Source organism: Minwuia thermotolerans, assembly GCF_002924445.1.
GTDB lineage: Bacteria > Pseudomonadota > Alphaproteobacteria > Minwuiales > Minwuiaceae > Minwuia > Minwuia thermotolerans.
This window is the reverse complement of sequence record NZ_PIGG01000065.1, coordinates 84,612-103,828: the sequence shown is the minus strand read 5'-3', so window position 1 is coordinate 103,828 and position 19,217 is coordinate 84,612. Positions and strand designations below refer to the sequence as shown.

The 19,217-nt window shown below is 67.6% G+C and carries 20 protein-coding genes and 1 pseudogene; 10 read left to right on the top strand and 11 right to left on the bottom strand.

The features are described from left to right. Positions 1-4: 4 nt before the first annotated feature. The 6 genes from urtD to phnF form a co-directional block, all read right to left on the bottom strand. On the bottom strand, positions 5-757 hold the full coding sequence (urtD, locus tag CWC60_RS18760; protein ID WP_109795449.1) for an urea ABC transporter ATP-binding protein UrtD: 753 nt from the start codon (positions 755-757) through the stop codon (positions 5-7). A 5-nt stretch (positions 758-762) separates the two neighbouring features. Further along, entirely contained in the window at positions 763-1,902 is a 1,140-nt protein-coding gene (urtC, locus tag CWC60_RS18755) for an urea ABC transporter permease subunit UrtC (RefSeq protein WP_109795546.1), read from the bottom strand. Between the two features lie 2 nt (positions 1,903-1,904). Next, the gene (gene urtB, locus CWC60_RS18750) at positions 1,905-3,509 is read right to left on the bottom strand and encodes an urea ABC transporter permease subunit UrtB (RefSeq protein WP_109795545.1); all 1,605 of its coding nucleotides are present in this window, start codon (positions 3,507-3,509) and stop codon (positions 1,905-1,907) included. 139 nt (positions 3,510-3,648) lie between these two features. Then, positions 3,649-4,932: an urea ABC transporter substrate-binding protein gene (urtA, locus tag CWC60_RS18745; RefSeq protein ID WP_109795448.1), complete on the bottom strand. Its 1,284-nt coding sequence runs from the start codon at positions 4,930-4,932 to the stop codon at positions 3,649-3,651. Positions 4,933-5,165: 233 nt separating this feature from the next. Beyond that, on the bottom strand, positions 5,166-5,690 hold the full coding sequence (ppa, locus tag CWC60_RS18740) for an inorganic diphosphatase (protein ID WP_109795447.1): 525 nt from the start codon (positions 5,688-5,690) through the stop codon (positions 5,166-5,168). Between the two features lie 81 nt (positions 5,691-5,771). Then, positions 5,772-6,518, bottom strand: a complete 747-nt coding sequence (gene phnF, locus CWC60_RS18735; protein ID WP_109795446.1) for a phosphonate metabolism transcriptional regulator PhnF — start codon at positions 6,516-6,518, stop codon at positions 5,772-5,774. A 111-nt stretch (positions 6,519-6,629) separates the two neighbouring features. On the opposite strand from phnF, the gene phnG reads away from it, so the two are divergent. From phnG to CWC60_RS18700, 7 genes are read left to right on the top strand one after another with little or no spacing between them, the layout of a single operon-like run. Then, complete coding sequence (phnG, locus tag CWC60_RS18730; protein WP_109795544.1) at positions 6,630-7,103, top strand: phosphonate C-P lyase system protein PhnG; 474 nt, start codon at positions 6,630-6,632, stop codon at positions 7,101-7,103. Next, the gene (gene phnH / locus CWC60_RS18725) at positions 7,100-7,696 is read left to right on the top strand and encodes a phosphonate C-P lyase system protein PhnH (RefSeq protein ID WP_109795445.1); all 597 of its coding nucleotides are present in this window, start codon (positions 7,100-7,102) and stop codon (positions 7,694-7,696) included. The genes phnG and phnH overlap by 4 nt, the downstream gene beginning before the upstream one ends. Positions 7,697-7,700: 4 nt before the next feature. Next, the gene (locus tag CWC60_RS18720; RefSeq protein ID WP_109795444.1) at positions 7,701-8,804 is read left to right on the top strand and encodes a carbon-phosphorus lyase complex subunit; all 1,104 of its coding nucleotides are present in this window, start codon (positions 7,701-7,703) and stop codon (positions 8,802-8,804) included. A 4-nt stretch (positions 8,805-8,808) separates the two neighbouring features. Continuing rightward, complete coding sequence (locus CWC60_RS18715; RefSeq protein ID WP_109795443.1) at positions 8,809-9,687, top strand: alpha-D-ribose 1-methylphosphonate 5-phosphate C-P-lyase PhnJ; 879 nt, start codon at positions 8,809-8,811, stop codon at positions 9,685-9,687. Continuing rightward, positions 9,684-10,463, top strand: coding sequence for a phosphonate C-P lyase system protein PhnK (gene phnK, locus CWC60_RS18710; RefSeq protein WP_109795442.1), 780 nt, complete (start codon positions 9,684-9,686; stop codon positions 10,461-10,463). Before CWC60_RS18715 ends, phnK begins: the two co-directional genes overlap by 4 nt. A gap of 10 nt (positions 10,464-10,473) precedes the next feature. Continuing rightward, on the top strand, positions 10,474-11,178 hold the full coding sequence (gene phnL / locus CWC60_RS18705; RefSeq protein ID WP_109795441.1) for a phosphonate C-P lyase system protein PhnL: 705 nt from the start codon (positions 10,474-10,476) through the stop codon (positions 11,176-11,178). Next, a complete protein-coding gene (locus CWC60_RS18700; RefSeq protein WP_164516632.1) occupies positions 11,178-11,888 on the top strand; it encodes a DUF1045 domain-containing protein in 711 nt (236 codons plus the stop codon). The genes phnL and CWC60_RS18700 overlap by 1 nt, the downstream gene beginning before the upstream one ends. A gap of 13 nt (positions 11,889-11,901) precedes the next feature. Here CWC60_RS18700 and CWC60_RS18695 read toward each other — a convergent pair whose 3' ends face one another. The 3 genes from CWC60_RS18695 to CWC60_RS18685 form a co-directional block, all read right to left on the bottom strand. Beyond that, on the bottom strand, positions 11,902-12,747 hold the full coding sequence (locus CWC60_RS18695; RefSeq protein ID WP_206420034.1) for an SMP-30/gluconolactonase/LRE family protein: 846 nt from the start codon (positions 12,745-12,747) through the stop codon (positions 11,902-11,904). 10 nt (positions 12,748-12,757) lie between these two features. After that, positions 12,758-15,037 (bottom strand): arylsulfatase, encoded by a 2,280-nt coding sequence (locus CWC60_RS18690; RefSeq protein WP_109795439.1) that lies wholly within the window; start codon positions 15,035-15,037, stop codon positions 12,758-12,760. Between the two features lie 80 nt (positions 15,038-15,117). Continuing rightward, the gene (locus CWC60_RS18685; RefSeq protein ID WP_206420033.1) at positions 15,118-15,297 is read right to left on the bottom strand and encodes a helix-turn-helix domain-containing protein; all 180 of its coding nucleotides are present in this window, start codon (positions 15,295-15,297) and stop codon (positions 15,118-15,120) included. A gap of 269 nt (positions 15,298-15,566) precedes the next feature. Here CWC60_RS18685 and CWC60_RS18675 point away from each other — a divergent pair, with 269 nt between their 5' ends. Continuing rightward, on the top strand, positions 15,567-16,553 hold the full coding sequence (locus CWC60_RS18675) for a sodium-dependent bicarbonate transport family permease (protein ID WP_109795436.1): 987 nt from the start codon (positions 15,567-15,569) through the stop codon (positions 16,551-16,553). Here the strand turns inward: CWC60_RS18675 and CWC60_RS24430 are convergent. Beyond that, positions 16,550-16,639, bottom strand: a pseudogene (locus CWC60_RS24430) (hypothetical protein); the annotation flags it as partial. The gene CWC60_RS18675 and the pseudogene CWC60_RS24430 overlap by 4 nt on opposite strands. A gap of 3 nt (positions 16,640-16,642) precedes the next feature. Beyond that, positions 16,643-17,446 carry a shikimate dehydrogenase gene (locus tag CWC60_RS18670; RefSeq protein ID WP_109795435.1) on the bottom strand — a complete coding sequence of 268 codons (804 nt, stop codon included), beginning with the start codon at positions 17,444-17,446 and terminating at the stop codon, positions 16,643-16,645. An 88-nt stretch (positions 17,447-17,534) separates the two neighbouring features. On the opposite strand from CWC60_RS18670, the gene CWC60_RS18665 reads away from it, so the two are divergent. Both CWC60_RS18665 and CWC60_RS18660 read left to right on the top strand, forming a co-directional pair. After that, positions 17,535-18,311, top strand: a complete 777-nt coding sequence (locus CWC60_RS18665; protein WP_206420032.1) for an SDR family NAD(P)-dependent oxidoreductase — start codon at positions 17,535-17,537, stop codon at positions 18,309-18,311. A 29-nt stretch (positions 18,312-18,340) separates the two neighbouring features. After that, positions 18,341-19,144 (top strand): ZIP family metal transporter, encoded by an 804-nt coding sequence (locus CWC60_RS18660; protein ID WP_206420031.1) that lies wholly within the window; start codon positions 18,341-18,343, stop codon positions 19,142-19,144. Positions 19,145-19,217: the final 73 nt, after the last annotated feature.

Sequence of the window (19,217 nt, the reverse complement as noted above, 5' to 3'; positions counted from 1 at the left end):
CCCCTCACCTCCCCAGATAGACTTCGACGACGCGCTCGTTGGCGCTGACGGTGTCGAGGGAACCCTCGGCCAGGACCGAGCCCTCGTGCAGCACCGTGACCCTGACGCCCAGATCGCGCACGAAGGTCATGTCGTGCTCGACCACCACGACCGAATGCGTCTTCGCGATGTCCTTCAGCAGGATCGCCGTCTCCGCCGTTTCGTCGTCGGTCATGCCGGCCGCCGGCTCGTCGACCAGCAACAGCTTCGGATCCTGCGCCAGCAGCATGCCGATCTCCAGCCACTGCTTCTGGCCGTGGCTCAACGAGCCCGCCAGACGGTCCCTGTGGTCGCCGAGACGCGTGATCGCCAGTATCTCGTCGATGCGCTGGTCTGCCTCCTTCGAACGCCGCCACAGCAGGGTCGCGAGGACCGAGCGGTCGGCCTTCAGCGCCAGCTCCAGATTGTCGAACACCGTCTGGGTTTCGAAGACCGTCGGCTTCTGGAATTTCCGCCCGATGCCGAGTTCGGCGATCGACGCCTCATCGTGTTTCGTCAGGTCGACGCTGCCTTCGAAGAAGACCTCGCCCTTGTCGGGGCGGGTCTTGCCGGTGATGACGTCCATCATGGTCGTCTTGCCGGCGCCGTTGGGGCCGATGATGGCCCGCATCTCGCCCCTGCCCATGACGAGCGAGAGATCGTTCAACGCCTTGAATCCGTCGAAGGAAACGCTGACGCCGTCGAGATAGAGAATGCTGTCGGTCAGTTGCTGCGCCATGGTTCCTACTCCGCCGGGGCCGGGCCGAGAGCCGGCTTGCCCGGATCCCTGCGTCCCGTCCGCCGCTCCCACAGCGCCCGCGCCGCGCCGACCAGGCCCTTCGGCAGGAACAGCGTGGCGCCGATGAACAGTCCGCCCAGGGCGAACAGCCAGACATCGGGCAATGTGCCCGTGAAATAGGTCTTGGCGTAGTTCACCAGGATGGCTCCGATCACCGCGCCGTAGAGCGTGCCCCGGCCGCCGACGGCGACCCAGACCACGATCTCGATGGAGACCGCGGGCGCGAACTCGCTGGGATTGATGATGCCGACCTGCGGCACGTAGAGTGCGCCGGCGACGCCGGCCATGCAGGCCGAGAGCGTGAAGACGGCCAGCTTGTAACGGTCCACCCGGTAGCCCAGGAAGCGCGTCCGCGCCTCGGCGTCGCGCACCGCAGCGATGACCTTGCCGTATTTCGACCGCGTCACCGACTTGCAGATCAGGAAGCCGAGCGCCAGGGCCGCGGCCGAGGCGAACAGAAGCCCCACGCGCGTCGCGTCGGACTGCAGATCGAATCCCAGGATGTCCTTGAAGTCGGTCAGGCCGTTGTTGCCGCCGAAGCCCATGTTGTTGCGGAAGAAGGCGAGCATCAGCGCGAAGGTCATGGCCTGGGTGATGATCGAGAGATACACGCCCGTCACCCGGCTGCGGAAGGCGAACCAGCCGAAGACGAAAGCCAGCGCGCCGGGCACCAGGACCACCATGGCCATGGCGAACCAGAACATGTCGAAGCCGTACCAGTACCAGGGCAGCCCATCGTAGTTCAGGAAGACCATGAAGTCCGGCAGGTCGGGATTGCCGTAGACTCCCCGGTCGCCGATCTGGCGCATCAGATGCATTCCCATGGCGTAACCGCCGAGGGCGAAGAACGCCCCGTGGCCCAGGCTGAGAATGCCGCAATAGCCCCAGATCAGGTCCACCGACAGGGCCAGCAGGGCATAGGTCAGGTATTTGCCCACCAGGCTGACCATGTAGGTCGGCGCGTGCAGCGGCGAGGACGCGGGCAGCAGTTGGTTCGACAGACCGAGGAGCAGGATCACGCCCAGCAGGATGCCGAGGAAGATCATCCCGCCGCGGTCAAAGGCGCGAAAGACGAAGCCCTTCATGATCATGACTCCACCGCGCGGCCCTTGAGCGCGAACAGGCCGCGCGGCCGCTTCTGGATGAACAGGATGATGAAGACCAGGATCAGGATCTTGGCCAGCACCGCGCCGGCGAAGGGCTCGAGGAACTTGTTGGCGATGCCCAGCGTCAGGGCGCCGACCAGTGTCCCCCACAGATTGCCGACGCCGCCGAAGACCACGACCATGAAGCTGTCGACGATGTAGGATTGTCCCAGGTTGGGACTGACATTGTCGATCTGGCTCAACGCCACGCCGGCGATGCCGGCGATGCCGGACCCCAGTCCGAAGGTCATGGCGTCGACCCAGTCGGTGCGGATGCCCATGGCGCCGGCCATGCGGCGGTTCTGCGTCACCGCGCGCATCTGCAGGCCCAGCGGCGTCCCGCGCAGCACCAGCATCAGCGCTGCCAGCACCACGAAGGCGAAGCAGATGATCCAGATGCGGTTGTAGGTCATCGTCATGGCGCCGATCTCGACCGCGCCGGACATGAAGGACGGATTGCCGACTTCCTGATTTGTGGGGCCGAAGATGGTCCGGACCGCCTGCTGCAGCACCAGGCTGACGCCCCAGGTGGCCAGAAGGGTCTCCAGCGGCCGGCCGTAGAGATAGCGGATGATGCCGCGTTCGATGGCGACGCCCACGGCGCCGGAGACGAGGAAGGCGAGCGGAATGGCGAGCGCCAGGCTGCCGTCGAACAGCCCCGGCGCATGATTGCGGATGACTTCCTGGACGACGAATGTCGTATAGGCGCCCAGCATCACCATCTCGCCATGGGCCATGTTGATCACGCCCATGACGCCGAAGGTGATGGCCAGACCGATGGCCGCCATCAACAGCACCGAACCCAGGCTGATGCCGTAGTAGATGTTCTGCGCCGTCGCCCAGAGCGCCAGCCGGTCCTTGATATCGCCGATCGCGGCGACGGCCGCCTGACGCAGTTCCGGCGGCGCGTCGGCCGGAAGCCGCTTGAGCATCGACATCACGTCGCGGCCGCCCTTCTCGGCGAGAATGCGCACAGCCTCGACCTTGGTCGCCGTGTCGAGGTCGGAACGAAGCACCGAAGCGGCGCGGGCCTGCATCATCGCCTCGAGTATGGCCTCGTCACGCTCGTTGGCGATCGCCTGGTCCAGACTGGCGATCGCCTCCGGATCGGGACTGCCGAACAGCGACGCCGCGGCGGCGCGGCGAACCTTCGGGTCCTTGGCCAGCAGCGTCAGCGCGCCAAGCGCGCTGTCGATGGCGCGCCGCAGGTTGTTGTTGACGCCGATGCGGCGGGCGTCGCGGCTACCGACATTCTCGACGAATTCGCCGGTGATCGGATCCAGCAGATCGCGGCCGCTTTCGGCCTTGCGGGCGATGAAGACCTTGCCGTCGGACTTGCGGGAATAGAGATCGCCGTCGCGGAAGGCGGTGAGCGCGCCGGCGGCCCGGGCGTCGCCGGTGGCGGCGATCTTCGCGACGATCGCCTCCTTCTCGGCGTAGTCGTCGGTGTTCAGTTGTTCGATCAGCCCTGTCAGGTCGTCCGCGCGCGCCTCGATCGCTGGCAGGCAGAGGCAGAGAGCGAACAGCAGGGCGAGAAAGCGGGCCATCATCAGCCGATCTCGCTTCGTTGTCTGGGGGTCTGGAACTCGTCTCGGTCGGTCGGGGACCGGCGGCGGCCGTCGCTCGGGGAGCGCAGGCCGCCGCCTGCCCGTTCGTCACGCCGCCATGAAGGCGGCGCCTCTCAGGTCAGGAACCCGAGCCGTATTTCGGCTTCTCGCAGCCGCCGCAGACCCAGGGATAGGTCCAGTTGGCGGTCAGCTTGGAGCTCTCCGGGATGAAGTCCGACCAGGCATCGCCCTTGACCACGCCTTCGGTCGACCAGACGGTCTGGAACTGGCCGTCATCCTGGATCTCGCCGATCAGCACCGGCTTCGACAGGTGATGATTGGTGTTCATCACCGCGACGCCGCCGGTGAGGTTCGGAACCTCCTGGCCGTACATGGCCTGGCGCACCGCATCGACGTCGGTGGTGCCGGCCTGCTGGACGGCCTGCACCCACATCTGGAAGCCGATGTAGTGGGCTTCCATCGGATCGTTGGTGACGCGGTCCTCGTTGCCGATGAAGGCGTGCCACTTGCCGATGAAGCTGTCGTTCTGCGGCGTGTCGACGCTCATGAAGTAATTCCAGGCGGCCAGGTGACCGACCAGCGGGCCGGTGTCGATGCCCGCCAGCTCTTCCTCGCCGACCGAGAAGGCGACGACCGGGATGTCCTGGGCGGCGATGCCCTGGTTGCCGAGCTCCTTGTAGAACGGCACGTTGGCGTCGCCGTTGATGGTGGAGACCACGGCGGTCTTCTTGCCCGCGGAACCGAAGTTCTTGATGTCCGCCACGATCGTCTGCCAGTCGGCGTGACCGAACGGCGTGTAGTTGATCATGATGTCCTCGGGCGCAACGCCCCTGGCCTTGAGGAAGGCCTCGAGGATCTTGTTGGTCGTGCGCGGATAGACATAGTCGGTGCCGGCCAGAACCCAGCGCTCGACGCCTTCCACGTTCATCAGGTACTCGACCGCCGGGATCGCCTGCTGGTTCGGCGCGGCGCCGGTGTAGAACACGTTCTTCGAGCTCTCCTCGCCCTCATACTGGACGGGGTAGAACAGCAGGCTGTTCAGTTCCTCGAAGACCGGCAGCACGGACTTGCGCGACACGCTGGTCCAGCAGCCGAAGACCACGTTGGCCTTCTCGACCTCGATCAGCTCGCGCGCCTTCTCGGCGAACAGCGGCCAGTTGGAGGCCGGGTCGACAACGACCGCCTCGAGCTGCTTGCCGAGCAGGCCGCCCTTCTTGTTCTGGTCCTCGATCAGCATCAGCATGACGTCCTTAAGGGTCGTCTCGCTGATGGCCATGGTGCCGGACAGCGAATGCAGCACGCCGACCTTGATCGTCTCCTCAGCCTGGGCCGCGCCTGATACCAGGCCAAGCGCCATTGCGCTCGCGGCTGCCAGGGCTTTCACCCTCCCAAATTTCAACATCGTCGAATCCACCTCCTGTGAGCGATTGGGCTAACGCTCTCCCTAGTCCAAGAGATGTGCCAGTCGTTGTTGCGCTCGCGAAGGCGAGATTAGTGATTTATTTACAATATGTTAGACGAATATGACTGAAAATCGGGCATCGCTGTAACTCGCCTTTATTTTGGGCATGACGACAGGACGTCGCCCAAAATTCATGCATACTCGCTGCCCGCACACGAATGAACCAGCAGGGATCAGGGGCCGGCCCCGATCGCCTTGTCGATGATCGCGGCGGCGTCCTCCGCGTCGACCCAGCCATGGACCTTGACCCACTTGCGCGGCTCCAGATCCTTGTAGTGCTCGAAGAAGTGACGGATCTGGTCGAGAAGAAGCTGCGGCAGGTCGCTGTAGGACGACACGCCGGCGTAATACGGATGCAGTTCGTTGACGGGCACGGACAGGATCTTCTCGTCCATGCCGGCCTCGTCCTCCAGCACCAGCGCGCCGACGGGCCGCGCGCGCACCACCGCGCCGGGAATCACCGCCGGCCGGCCCGCGACCATGATATCCAGCGGGTCGCCGTCATCGGCCAGCGTATGCGGGATGAAGCCGTAATTGCACGGGTAGTACATCGCCGTGTGCAGGAAGCGGTCGACGAACAGCGCGCCGGACTTCTTGTCCACCTCGTACTTCACCGGTTCGCCGCCGATGGGGATTTCGATGATGACGTTGACGTCCCAGGGCGGGTTCCGCCCGATCTCGATCTCGTTCACGTTCATCGCTGGATCGCCGCTCCCTTGCCGGTTCGATGGGCCCTGAAACCAGAGGTCGGGCCTGAGGCCGCGAAAGCAAGGGCGGGCTCAACCGCCGGCGACCGGATCCTCGCCCACCACGAACTGAACCCGGTCGGCGGCGAACAGCGCAACGCCGTATTCGACCGGCGCGCCGTCGGCGTCGACGTTGACGCTTTCGGTGCGCAGCAGCGGGCGGCTGCGCGGCAGCTCCAGCGTCTCGGCCTCGGCAGCCGTCGGCAACACCGCCTGAATCCGGGTCACTGCCCGGCGGTAATCGCCCAGCCCGCACTCGGCGAGCGCGCGGGAGACCGACAGCGTCGCCTCGAAGCGCTGCGCGATGTCGGGAAAGCGCGCCGCCGGGAAACTGTGGGTCGTCAGGCTGAGCGGCCGGCCGTCGACCAACGAGACCGTCCGGATCGCCCACAGCCGGGCGCCGCGGCGCAACCCGAGCGCGGCTGCGGCGGCGGTGTCGGCGGCGACCTTCCCGGCCGATAGCAGGCGCCTTGAGCGCTCGGCCTCGGGCCCGGACAGACTCTCGGAGAACCGCGTCCGCGGACCCACGGCATAGTCGCGCACGTGCTCGCGCACGAAGCTGCCCCGCCCCTGCTCGGAGCGGATCAGGCCCGCATCGTCCAGCGCCGCCAGAGCGCGGCGCACGGTGTGACGGTTCACCCCCGCGCCGCGCGAAAGCGCAGCCTCGGTCGGCAGACGTTCGCCCGGCTTCAGACCGCCTCCCTGGATGCGGACGGCGATCTGCTCGGCGATCTGCGCCCAGACGGGGGAAGCCCCGCCGCGTTCGATCTCGAATGTCATCAAGACGTCGTCGAATCCCTGTTGAACTGCATCGTGCAGATTGGTAGATATTCGATAGTTGTCTAGACATCTAGACAAATCTTCAGATTGTTCGGTTTTCGGGACGGCGCGATGACGGACTCCGCGGAACTCACATCAGGACAGCGGGACCGGCGGCGCTGGATGGGCGTACTGGCGAAGGCCGACCCGGCGCATCTGGCGGAACTCTGGCAGGCGGCCACGCGCGCCGGCGAACCGGCGCATGAGACGGTGCGCGCGCCGGAGATCGGCATGGTGATGACCCGCGGCCGGGCCGGCGGATCCGGCCAGGCGTTCAACCTGGGCGAGATGACCGTCACGCGCTGCGCCGTACGGCTGGCGGACGGCGCGGTCGGCCAGTCCTGGGTCGCGGGCCGGAGCAAGGAGCACGCGCGTCTCGCCGCGCTCTGCGACGGGCTGATGCAGGGCGATGCCGCGGCGAAGATCGAAGCGGCCATCGTCGCGCCGCTGGAGCGGGCCGAGGCCGAACGCCGGCGGCTGCAGGCCCGCAAGGCGGCGGCGACAAGGGTCGAGTTCTTCACCATGGTGCGCGGAGAGGACGAATGAGCCTTCAGGGCGAACTCCATGCCGGCCTCGCCGATCCGGTCTTCGATTCCCAACGGGTCTTCCGCGCGGTTCTCGATGCGCTGGCGCGTCCCGGCCGGATCGTCGACCTGCCCGGGACATGCGCCGCAGTCGGCGGACTTGCCGCGGAGCCGCTGGCGATCCTGCTGTCGCTGGCGGACAACACCACGGCGGTCTGGCTGCCCGAGAGCCTGCGCGGCGACACGCTGACGCGCCACCTCGCCTTTCACGCGGGCATCGCGCTCACCACGGAACCGGCGAAGGCCGCATTCGCCGTGATCGACGGCGCGGTGGACGCAGCCTTCATCGACCGCTTCGCGATCGGCGCGCCGGACTATCCCGACCGTTCGACGACGCTGATCCTGCCCTGCGCCGACCTGACGGACGACGCCGGCTGGAGCCTTGCCGGGCCCGGTATCGAGACCACGGCGCGCCTCGGCATCGAGCCCGCGCACCCGGCGCTGGAGACGGCGATCCGCCGCAACGCGGCGCTGTTCCCGCTGGGCCTCGACGCGGTCTTCACCGCGCCCGGCCGTATCGCCGCCATCCCCCGTTCCACCCGGCTGGAGGAGTGATCGCATGTATGTCGCCGTCAAGGGTGGCGAGAAGGCCATCGAGAACGCGCACGACTGGCTGGACGAGGAGCGCCGCGGCGACCGGGAATTGCCGCGCATCACGCCGGAACAGATCGACCAGCAGCTCCGTCTCGCCGTCGACCGCGTGATGACCGAGGGCTCGCTCCACGACCGGAAGCTGGCCGCGCTCGCCATCCGCCAGGCCCGGGGCGACCAGATCGAGGCGATCTTCCTGTTGCGGGCCTATCGCACCACCCTGCCCCGCTTCGGCGAGGCCGAGCCGATCGATACCGCGGCGATGCAGGTCAAGCGGCGCATCTCGTCGACCTTCAAGGACCTGCCGGGCGGTCAGGTGCTGGGGCCGACCTTCGACTACACTCACCGCCTGATCGACGTGGACGACGACGGCGAGAGCGCAGTCGCCGCCGAGGCCGAAGCCGAGGAAGCCGCCGCGCCCCGCGTGGTCAACCTGCTGGACCGCGAGGGGCTGATCGAGGCCGAGAAGCCGGCCGGCGCAGAGACCGAACCCGCCGACATCACGCGCACGCCTCTGGAGTTCCCGGCCGGCCGCGACGCGCGCCTGCAGCGCCTCGCCCGCGGCGACGAGGGCTATCTGCTGGCGCTCGGCTACTCCACCCAGCGCGGCTATGCCCGCAGCCATCCTTTCGCCGGCGAGATCCGCCATGGCGCCGTCGCGGTCGAGTTCGCGCCGCCCGAGCTCGGCTTCGCGATCGAGATCGGCGAGATCGACGTCACCGAGTGCCAGATGATCACCCAGTTCTCGGGGTCCGAGACCGCCCCGCCCCAGTTCACACAGGGCTACGGCCTTACTTTCGGTTTCTGCGAGCGCAAGGCCATGGCCATGGCGCTGGTGGATCGCGCCTTGCGGGCCAGCGACTTCGGCGAGGAAGTCACGGCGCCGGCCCAGGACGAGGAATTCGTCCTGGGCCATTGCGACAACGTGCAGGCGACCGGCTTCGTCGAGCACCTGAAGCTGCCTCACTATGTCGACTTCCAGTCCGAACTGGAGCTGGTCCGCAAGCTGCGCAGGGAGCACGCCGGGCGGCATGCGGCCGGCGCCAGCGATCAGTCCATGGCCGCGGAGTGACGCGATGAGCAAGTGGACGGAAACGCCGGGCCGCTGGGATCCCGCCTACAATTTCGCCTATCTGGACGAGCAGACGAAGCGGATGATCCGCCGCGCGCTGCTGAAGGCGGTGGCCATTCCCGGCTATCAGGTCCCCTTCGCCAGCCGGGAGATGCCGATGCCCTATGGCTGGGGCACCGGCGGCATCCAGGTGACCGCCGCCGTGATCGGCCGGGAGGACCGGCTGAAGGTGATCGACCAGGGCTCCGACGACACCACCAACGCCGTCAGCATCCGCCGCTTCTTCCGCCGCACCACGGGTGTGGAGACCACCGAGCGCACCGCCGAGGCGACGATCGTCCAGACCCGCCACCGCATTCCGGAGAAGCCGCTCACGGAGGACCAGATCCTGGTCTACCAGGTGCCGATTCCGGAGCCCCTGCGCTTCCTGGAGCCGCGAGAGACCGAGACGCGGAAGATGCACGCGCTGTCCGAATACGGCCTGATGCACGTCAAGCTCTACGAGGACATCGCCCGCCACGGCCACATCGCCACCACCTACGCCTATCCGGTCAAGGTGAGCGGGCGCTACGTCACCGATCCCTCGCCGATCCCGAAGTTCGACAATCCGAAGTTGGACAACATGCGCTGTCTGCAGCTCTTCGGCGCGGGGCGGGAACAACGCATCTACGCCATCCCGCCCTTCACCAGGGTCGCCAGCCTGGATTTCGAGGATCATCCCTTCGAGGTGCAGACCTGGGACGAGGCCTGCGCGATCTGCGGTGCGGCCGAAAGCTTCCTGGACGAGATCGTCACCGACGACCGGGGCGGGCGGATGTTCGTCTGCTCCGACACCGACTATTGCGCCGCGCGGCGCGGCGAGAAACCGGAGGACGCGGCATGACGGCGGTTCCGCCCCTGCTCGAGGCGCGCGGCGTCTCCAAGCGTTTCGGCCGCATCGAGGCCTGCCGCAACGTCTCCTTCTCGATCCGTCCCGGCGAGGTGCTGGGCGTGGTCGGCGAATCCGGCTCGGGCAAGACGACCCTGCTGCGCTGTATCTCCGCCCTCATGGAGCCGAACGCCGGGGAAGTGCTATACCGCATGAACGACGGCGAGACCCGCAACGTATTCGGCCTTTCCGAGCCCGAACGGCGGCTTCTGATGCGGACGGACTGGGGCTTCGTCCACCAGAACCCGCGCGACGGGCTGCGCATGGGCGTCAGCGCCGGCGCCAATGTGGGCGAGCGGCTGATGGCCGTCGGGCAGCGTCACTACGGCAATATCCGCAGCGCGGCGATCGACTGGCTCGACCGCGTGGAAGTGTCGGCGGACCGCATCGACGACCGGCCTGACACCTTTTCCGGCGGCATGCAGCAGCGCGTGCAGATCGCGCGCAATCTGGTCACCCACCCGCGGCTGGTGTTCATGGACGAGCCGACGGGCGGACTCGACGTCTCGGTGCAGGCGCGGCTGCTCGACCTGCTGCGCGGCCTGGTGGCGGAGCTCGCCCTGTCGGCCATCGTGGTGACCCACGACCTCGCCGTGGCCCGGCTGCTCTGCCAGCAGCTCATGGTCATGCGCCAGGGCGAGATCGTCGAGCAGGGTCTGACCGATCAGGTGCTCGACGACCCGCAGCATCCCTACACGCAGCTGCTCGTCAGCTCCGTCCTGCAGCCCTGAGGCCGATCCCATGAACGACATGCTCCGGGTCGAGAACGTCGCCAAGAGCTTCACGCTCCACTTGCAGGGTGGGATCGAACTCGCTGTTCTGGAAAATGTTTCCCTGTCCGTGAGCGCCGGCGAGTGCGTCGCCCTTGCCGGCGATTCCGGCAGCGGCAAGAGCACGCTGATGCGGATGATCTACGGCAACTACCGCTGCGACGAAGGCGCCATCCGCGTCCGTCATGGCGACGCGTGGGTCGATCTGGCGAAGGCCGATCCCTGGACGATCACCGAGGTTCGCCGGCGCACCCTGGGTTATGTCAGCCAGTTCCTGCGCGTCATCCCGCGCGTGCCGACGCTGGAGATCGTCGCCGAGCCGGCCATGGCGCGCGGCGTGGGGCGTGACGAAGCGCTGGACCGAGCCCGGCAATTGCTGGAACGGCTGCGTGTGCCGGAGCGGCTCTGGTCGCTGCCGCCGGCGACCTTCTCGGGCGGCGAGCAGCAGCGCATCAATGTCGCCCGCGGTTTCATCGCGCGCTTTCCGGTCATGCTGCTGGACGAGCCGACGGCGTCGCTGGACGCCGCCAACCGCGCGACCGTGCTGGAACTGATCGAGGAGGCGAAATCCGCAGGCGCGGCAGTGGTCGGCATCTTCCACGATGCGGACGCGCGGACGCAGGTCGCCGACCGAAGCTTCGCGGTCGCCGCGCGCGCCGGCGCGGGCGCCGCATGATGACGAACGGGGCCCGCTATGCGATCTACTTCGTGCCGGAGCACGGCAGCATGCTTGCCCGCCGCGGCGCATCCTGGCTGGGCCGGAACGCGGTGACCGGCGAGGCGGTCGAGCAGCACCGCCCCGGCGGGATCGACCCGGCCACCTTCGCCGAGAAGACGGAATCGGCCCGGCGCTATGGTTTCCACGCCACGCTGAAAGCGCCGATGCGCCTGACGCCGGGGGTCTCCGAACGGCCCTTCCGCGCGGCGGTCGCCGAATACGCCGCCCGCGTCCGGCCCTTCGACCTGGGCCCCCTGTCGCCGAAATGGATCGGGGCTTTCCTGGCCCTGACGCCGGACAGCGCCGATCCCGAACACATGCGGGCGCTCAAGGACTGGGCCTTCGGCGTCGTCCGGGGCCTCGAACCCTTTCGGGCGCCGATGCCGGGCGAGGAATTCGAACGCCGCGCCAGGGGCCTGGACGACCGCCAGCGTCAGCTTCTGGAGCGCTGGGGCTATCCTTATGTGTGCGACGAATTTCGCTTCCACATGACGCTCTCGGCCCCGGTGCCGGAGGCGGAGCGCAGCGCCTGGCGGGCGGCCGCAGACCGCTGGTTCGCCCCGGCGCTCGCGCAGGATGTGGTGATCGACGCCATCAGCATCGCCGTGGAGCGCGACCCGCCCGGCCCTTTCGTGGAACTGGCCCGCTACCCGCTCGGCGACGGCTGAACAAAGCCCGGCTTCAGGGCAGCCCGGCGCCGGGAATGTCGACTTCCGTGACCTCGACGCGGCCCGCCGTGCGCTCGGCGACACCGGGACCGCTGTCCTCGTTGGTGATGACGAACAGATGCCGCTTCTCCGGCCCGCCCAGCATGCAGGCATAGGCGCCACGGCCTTCCAGCGCGATTTCCTCGGCCACCCGGCCGCCCTCCAGGATGCGCTGCACGCGACACCCGCGCGGATCCGCGACCCAGATGGCGCCCTCCTCGTCCAGGCAGATTCCGTCGGGCACGCCGCCCGCCATCTCCGCCCAGACGCGGCGGTTCGACAGCGCACCGTCTTCCGCCACGTCGAAGGCGGTCAGGCGGCTGGCGAAGGTCTCTCCCACGATCAGCGTGCCGCCGTCGGGCGTGATCACCGTGCCGTTGGGAAACATGAGGTCACCCGCCGCCTCGTGGATCGAGCCGTCCGGGTCCACGCGCCACATGCTGGTGGTCTTCGGCGACTGGCCCTTGTGGCGTTCGAAGCCGAAATTGCCGACATAGGCCCGGCCCATGGCGTCGACGACCATGTCGTTGCAAGGCGCGTCGACCCTGTCCGACAGGTCGGCGTGCTCGGTCAGCTTGCCGTCCTTCAGCCGCAGCAGCCGGCGGTCGAGCATGGAGACGATCAGGCACGAACCGTCCGGCATGAAGCCGAGGCCGGAGGGCTGGTTGGCGACGTCGACCACCTCCGCCACCCGGCCCTGCAGGTTCACCCGTCGCACGTGATGGGCGTAGAAGTCCGAATACCAGAGCCAGCCGTCGCGCCAGCGCGGGCCCTCGCCGAACTTCAGCCCCTCGACCAGCGTTTCAAGTGTCCGCATCATCCGTCGCCTCCTATTGCCTCGTCATGGCCGCACGCGCCTCGGCGCTGGCTTCCGCCGCGCGGTCCTTGCCTGTCATGGGCTTCGGCAGGTCGAAGATCACCCGCGCGATCCGTCCCGGATACTCGAAGGGCGCGCGGTAGTCGTCGGTGACCGGCGCCATGGAGCGCCCGAAATCCATGCCCGTCGACGACAGGATCCGGACCAGCAGCGGGATCGCCGCCCGCCCCGCTTCGGCCCCGTCGATGCGGAGAACCGCCTCGGCCGCGTGGTCGCCGGTGCGCGTCACCGCAACCTCGACCACATGATCGCCGGGCGCAAGCGGTTCGGCGGCCTCGATCCGGCTGTGATCGCGGAAACAGTTGTAGTCGAAGACCACACGCCCGCCCTGGACGAACAGGACATAGCCGGAATTGATGGTGCCGCGGGCGATCAGCGCGCCGTCGCCGCCCGCCTCGGGATAAGTGATCTCCGCCGTCATGGTGAAGTCCCGCGCGGCGCTGGGACAGGCGTCGGCGACGATATGGCTGAGCGGCGGGTAATAGGTGAAGCGGCTGCGCGCCGTCGGTGTGCCCGCGCGGCGGGACGCGCGGAAGAGCTGCGCCGCGCCCCGGTCGTCCAGCGGCAGGACGCCGTGCTTCTCCGCCTCCTGCCACCAGAGGTCCACCATCTCCTTGACTTTCTCCGGCTGCGCCCCGGCGAGGTCGTCGCTTTCCGAGAAGTCCTCGTCCAGGTGATAGAGTTCCCAGCGGTCCTCGTCGAAACTTTGGCGGCGGTCGTGGCGGGTCACCGCCTTCCAGCCGTCACGCCAGATGCCGCGGTGACCCAGCATCTCGAAATACTGCACCGCCCGGTTCGGCCGCGCCGCCGGATCGGTCAGCGTCGGCAGCAGGCTGACGCCGTGCATGGGCATCTGCTTCACACCGGCGACCTCCTCCGGCGGTTCCAGCCCGGCGGCGTCGAGGATCGTCGCGGCAATGTCGGTGGCGTAGGCGAACGGCCGGCGGAACTGTCCCTCCTGGCCCTTCAGTTTTTCCGGCCAATGGACGATCAGGGGGTCGCGGACGCCGCCGCCATGGGTGTTCTGCTTGTACCATTTCAGCGGCGAGTTGCCGGCCTGCGCCCAGCCCCAGGGGATGTTGGAATGGCTCCGCGGGCCGCCGATCAGGTCCAGATGCTTCACTGCCTCGTCAACATCTTCCTTCAAGCCATTGAAATAACGCATTTCATCGAAGACCCCGGTCGCCCCGCCTTCCTGGCTGGCGCCGTTGTCGGACATGACGATCAACAGTGTGTTGTCGAGCTGGCCCACCTCTTCGAGGGCGCTGACGAAGCGCCCGATCTGCTGGTCGGTGTGATCCAGCATGGCCGCGAAGGCCTCCTGCAGGCGGTTGGAGAAGGCCCGTACGTTCTCGGAAAGGTTCTTCCAGGGCCGCACGCCGGGATTGCGCGGCGCCAGCTTCGTACCCGCCGGAATCACGCCCATATCGAGCTGGCGCGCGTACCATTCCTCACGCACCGCATCCCAGCCGGCGTCGTAGCGCCCGCGGTACTTCTCCATGAAGTCCTTCGGCGCATGGTGCGGCGAATGGGTCGCGCCGAACGCCATGTAGAGGAAGAACGGCCGTTCCGGTACCAGCGAGGTCATGTCGCGCACCATGCGGATCGACTGGTCGACCATGTCCTCGGAGAAGTGATAGCCCTCCTCCGGTCCCGCCGGCGGATCGACGAAGTGATTGTCGTGGGTCAGCTCCGGATGGAACTGGTCCGTTTCCCCCTGCAGGAAGCCGTAATAGCGGTCAAAACCCTTCTGTAACGGCCAGTTATGGAACGGTCCTGCTGCAGAACATTCACTCATCGGCGCCAGGTGCCACTTGCCCGTGCACATCGTGGCGTAGCCGCTCTCGCGCAGGATCTCCGCCACCGTCGCCGCCGAGCGGGGCATGGCGCCGCGCATGTTCGGGAAGCCGGAATCCATGTTGGAGATGGCGCGCATGCGCACGGCGTGATGGTTGCGCCCGGTCAGGATGCAGGCCCGCGTCGGCGAACAGAGTGCGGTCGTGTGGAAACTGGTGTAGCGCAGGCCGTTCGCGGCCAGCGCGTCCGTGTTCGGCGTCTCGATGGTGGAACCATAGCTGCCGAAATGCGCGAAGCCGGTGTCGTCGAGCACGATCAGGACGATGTTCGGCTTGCCCTTCGGCAGCGTTTCCCGGGGCCACCACGCTTCGGATTCGTCGACCGTGCGGCCGATCCTGCCGCCGAAATCGGGTTCCCCCGGATGCGTGTAGCCCATCGTCGTCCCTCCCCGGCGTATTGGCGCTATGGGGAGTGTGCCGTCAACCGCCCGCCGCCGCAAAGGAAGAGAGCACAGGGCTACTCCGTATCGGGTGCGGGCCGGTTGGCGCGTTCCTCCACGAACCGTTCCAGATCCTTGAAGGCGACGCGCCAGTCGCGGCCGAATTTCACCGCCCGCAGCGAACCGTCGTTGATCCAGCCGCGCACGGTCGTCTCCTTCATCTTCAGGAGTTCGGCCACCTCGTGAATTGTGAGCATCGGTCGTGACAGCATGGTTCAAACCATATGATCCACCGGTTCCGGTGAGGCAAGGCTGATATCAGTTTGAATCAGTTTATTGACATTCATATCTGTTTCTATATCTCAGCGTCGATTTTCACCAGCAAGAGAGACTCCGACATGATAACGCGCGCGATTGAGAAGTTCATCAATCAGACCGTATCCACCCCGGTCGCCGTGACGCGCGTTTCCCGCCGACGCCCCGCAGAAGGACAGGCCCGCCCGGCGCTCGACTGAGGGGGGCAGACATGACCGAGATACTCTCGCTCGCGGCCGGCAACCTGCTGAGTCCGATGGTTCTTTTCTTCGCGCTGGGGCTAGCCGCCGGTCTGGCGCGCTCCGACCTAGCGGTCCCGGAAGTGCTGGCCAAGGGCATGGCCCTCTATCTCATGCTCGCGATCGGTCTGAAGGGCGGCGTCGCCCTGTCGGAGACGGGGCTCACACTGGCCGTTATCGCCATGCTCGCCCTGGGGGCGGCGCTCAGCTTCCTGCTGCCCTTCTTCGCCTTCTTCCTTCTGCGGGCCACAACAGGCATGTCGGCAACGGATGCCGGATCCGTCGCCGCGCACTACGGCTCCATCAGCGTGGTCACCTTCGTCGCCGCCAGCACCTTCCTGACCGAGGTCGGCGTCGCCCATTCCGGCGCCATGGTGGCGGTGGTCGCCCTCATGGAGACGCCGGCCATAGCCGCCGGTCTCCTGCTGGTCCACATGAACCGGCAGAAGACCGCCGACAGCGAACCGGAAGTGGGCGGCAGGCTGGTCCGCGAGATCCTGCTGAACGGTTCGATCGTGCTGCTGATGGGCTCCTTCGTCATCGGCTGGATCACCGGCTCGGAGGGTCTTGAGGCCGTCTCGCCCTTCGTCGTCGATCCCTTCAAGGGCGTGCTCTGCCTCTTCCTGCTGGACATGGGGCTGGTGGCCGCCAGCCGCCTGAGAGAGGCAAAGGGCATCGGACCTTCGGCGCTGCTGTTCGGGATCTACATGCCGCTCATCTCGGCGGCTGTCGGCTGCGGCCTCGCCGCCCTGCTGGGGGTCCAGGCGGGCGACGTCATGCTGTTCGGCCTGCTGGCCGCCAGCGCATCCTATATCGCCGTTCCGGCGGCGATGCGTCTGGCGCTGCCTGACGCCAACCCCTCGATCAGCCTCTGCCTCAGTCTCGGGATCACGTTCCCCTTCAACCTCGCCATCGGCATTCCGCTTTATCTGGGCTTCGCGCGCTGGCTGACCGGCTAGGACCGGATTTCGTCGAAGCGTTCGAAGGCCCGGCGCATGACGGCGACGTCCGGGTCGACCCCGGTGAACAGTTCGAAGGCGCGGACCGCCTAGTGGATCGCCATGCCCTCCCCCGACAGGGTCTGGCAGCCGAGCGCGCGCGCGGCCCGGAGGAACTCGGTTTCCAGCGGCAGGTAGACGATGTCGGCGGCCCAGTGGGCGGAGCCGAGCAGATCGAGCGGCAGCGGCGCGCCGGGAAGCTTGTCCATGCCGACCGGCGTCGCGTTGACGATGCCGTCGGCCGAGGCGGCTTCGCCCGCCACATCGGCCGCCATGCGAACGCGGTCGGCGCCGAAACGCCCCGCCAGGCGCCGGACAAGTTCGTCGGCCCTGTCCGGCTCGACGTCCAGCAGGACAAGCTCTCCGACGCCGCAGTCGAGCAACGCGCGCGCCACGGCTGCCCCGGCCCCGCCGGCCCCGAGCTGCAATACCCGGCGGCGTACGACGCCGGTCATCCGTTGCTGGAAGCTCACCCGGAAGCCCCAGTAGTCGGTGTTGTGACCGGTACTGCGGCCGCCGCGGAAGACCACGGTGTTGACCGAGCCGATCTCGTCGGCTTCCCGCGCCACATCGTCGAGCAGCGGCAGCACCGCCTGCTTGTAGGGATGCGTGATGTTGAGGCCGGAGAAGCCGAACATCGCCGCCTGGTCCAGCAACTGCCCCAGGCCGGGCCGCGCCGGCCCCATCCGGTCCGTGTCCAGCAGGCGGTAGACCAGAGAGCGCCCGAGGTGCCGCGCCGCGGCCTCATGCATCGCCGGCGTGCGCGAGAGACCGATACCGCTGCCGATCAGGCCGACCAGCACGCCCGCCACCGCTTCCGCGCCGCCCCGGGTTTCCGTGTTCTTCCAGTTCATGGACCGGCCTCCGCCATCACGCTGGCTGACATGTGTTGTCCCGTCCGCCCGGCGACTATAGTGCGGCGGATCACAACGGGAGGAGCGGATGCTGGATCTGGGACTGGAAGACAAGGTTGCCATCATCACCGGCGGCAGCGACGGACTGGGACGGGCCACGGCTCACCGCATGGCCGCCGAAGGGGCGAAGGTGGTGATCTGCGCGCGGCGCGGGGATTATCTGCAGACGGTCGCCAGAGAACTTGCCGACGACACCGGCGGCACGGTGCTGGGCGTGCAGGCCGACGTCTGCAGGGCCGCCGACTGCGAGAAGCTGATCGAGGCGGCGCGCGAGGCCTTCGGCGGCGTCGACATCCTGGTCAACAACGCCGGCGCCTCGGCCGCGGCGGGCTTCATGGACGTCACCGACGAAGGCTGGCAGGCGGACTTCGATCTGAAGATCATGGGCGCGGTGCGCATGTGCCGCGGCGTCATCCCCATGATGCGGCAACGCGGCGGCGGGGCGATCGTCAACGCCACCATCGGCTGGGGCAAGGCGCCGGGCTCGGCCAAGCTGCCGACCAGCCTGTCGCGCGCCGCGGGCATCAACCTGACCAAGTCGCTGGCCAACGAATACGCCGCCGACAACATCCGCGTGAACACGGTCTGCATTGGCCTGATCAAGAGCGCCCAGTGGACGCGGCGCGCCGACGGTGACGCGGAACTGGCGGCACTCTACGATCGGATGTCCGGCCAGGTCCCGCTCGGCCGCATGGGCGAAGCGGAGGAATACGGCGATCTCGTCGCTTTCCTCTGTTCGAAGCGCGGCGCCTACATCACCGGCACGGCGATCAACCTCGACGGCGGCATGTGCCCGGTGGTGTAGGACCGGGGAGGCGACCGTAGCGTGCGGCGATGCCCGACTTCCTGAACAGCCTGGCCGGAATGCCAACGCCCCTTGCGGGCTTTCTCGGCAGCCTGGCCGCCGGGTTGATGAGCGGCGTCGGCGCGGTGCTGATCCTGCTGGTCGACACGCGCAACGAGCGCGCCGAGGTGCTGCTGCTGGGTTTCAGCGCCGGGGTGATGCTGGCCGCGACCTCCTTCTCGCTGATCGTGCCGGGCGTGGATGCGGCCCTCGCCGGCGGGTCCAGCGCCATGGACGCCGCCTTCATCATGGCCGCCGGCCTGATGCTGGGCGGCGTGGCGCTGTGGCTGATCAACGCCTATGCACCCCATGAGCACTTCGTGGGCGGCCACGAGGGGCCGCCGGCCGAGAGCCTCAGCCGCATGTGGCTGTTCGTCATCGCCATCACGCTGCACAACTTCCCCGAAGGCCTGGCGGTCGGCGTCGGTTTCGGCGGCGACAAACTCTCCGACGGCGTGCCGCTGGCGGCGGGCATCGGCCTGCAGAATATCCCGGAAGGTTTCGTCGTCGCCCTGGCGCTCGCCTCGGAGGGCTATTCGCGGAGCCGAGCCATCGGGATCGGCCTGCTCACCGGGCTGGTGGAGCCCGTCGGCGGGCTGGTGGGCGCCGCCGCGGTGACCCTCAGCGCCGCCGTCCTGCCCTGGGGCATGGCTTTCGCCGCGGGCGCCATGCTGTTCGTCATTTCCGGCGAGATGATCCCGGAGACGCACCGGGAAAAGCGCGGCGTTCTGCCGACCTTCGGCATCCTCATCGGCTTCGCCGTCATGATGGTCCTCGACATCGGACTGGGCTGACGGGCTGTCACGGAACCGATCCGAACTGTCATCAACGAGTCACAGCGAATCGCTATCACCGCCTCAAACAGGA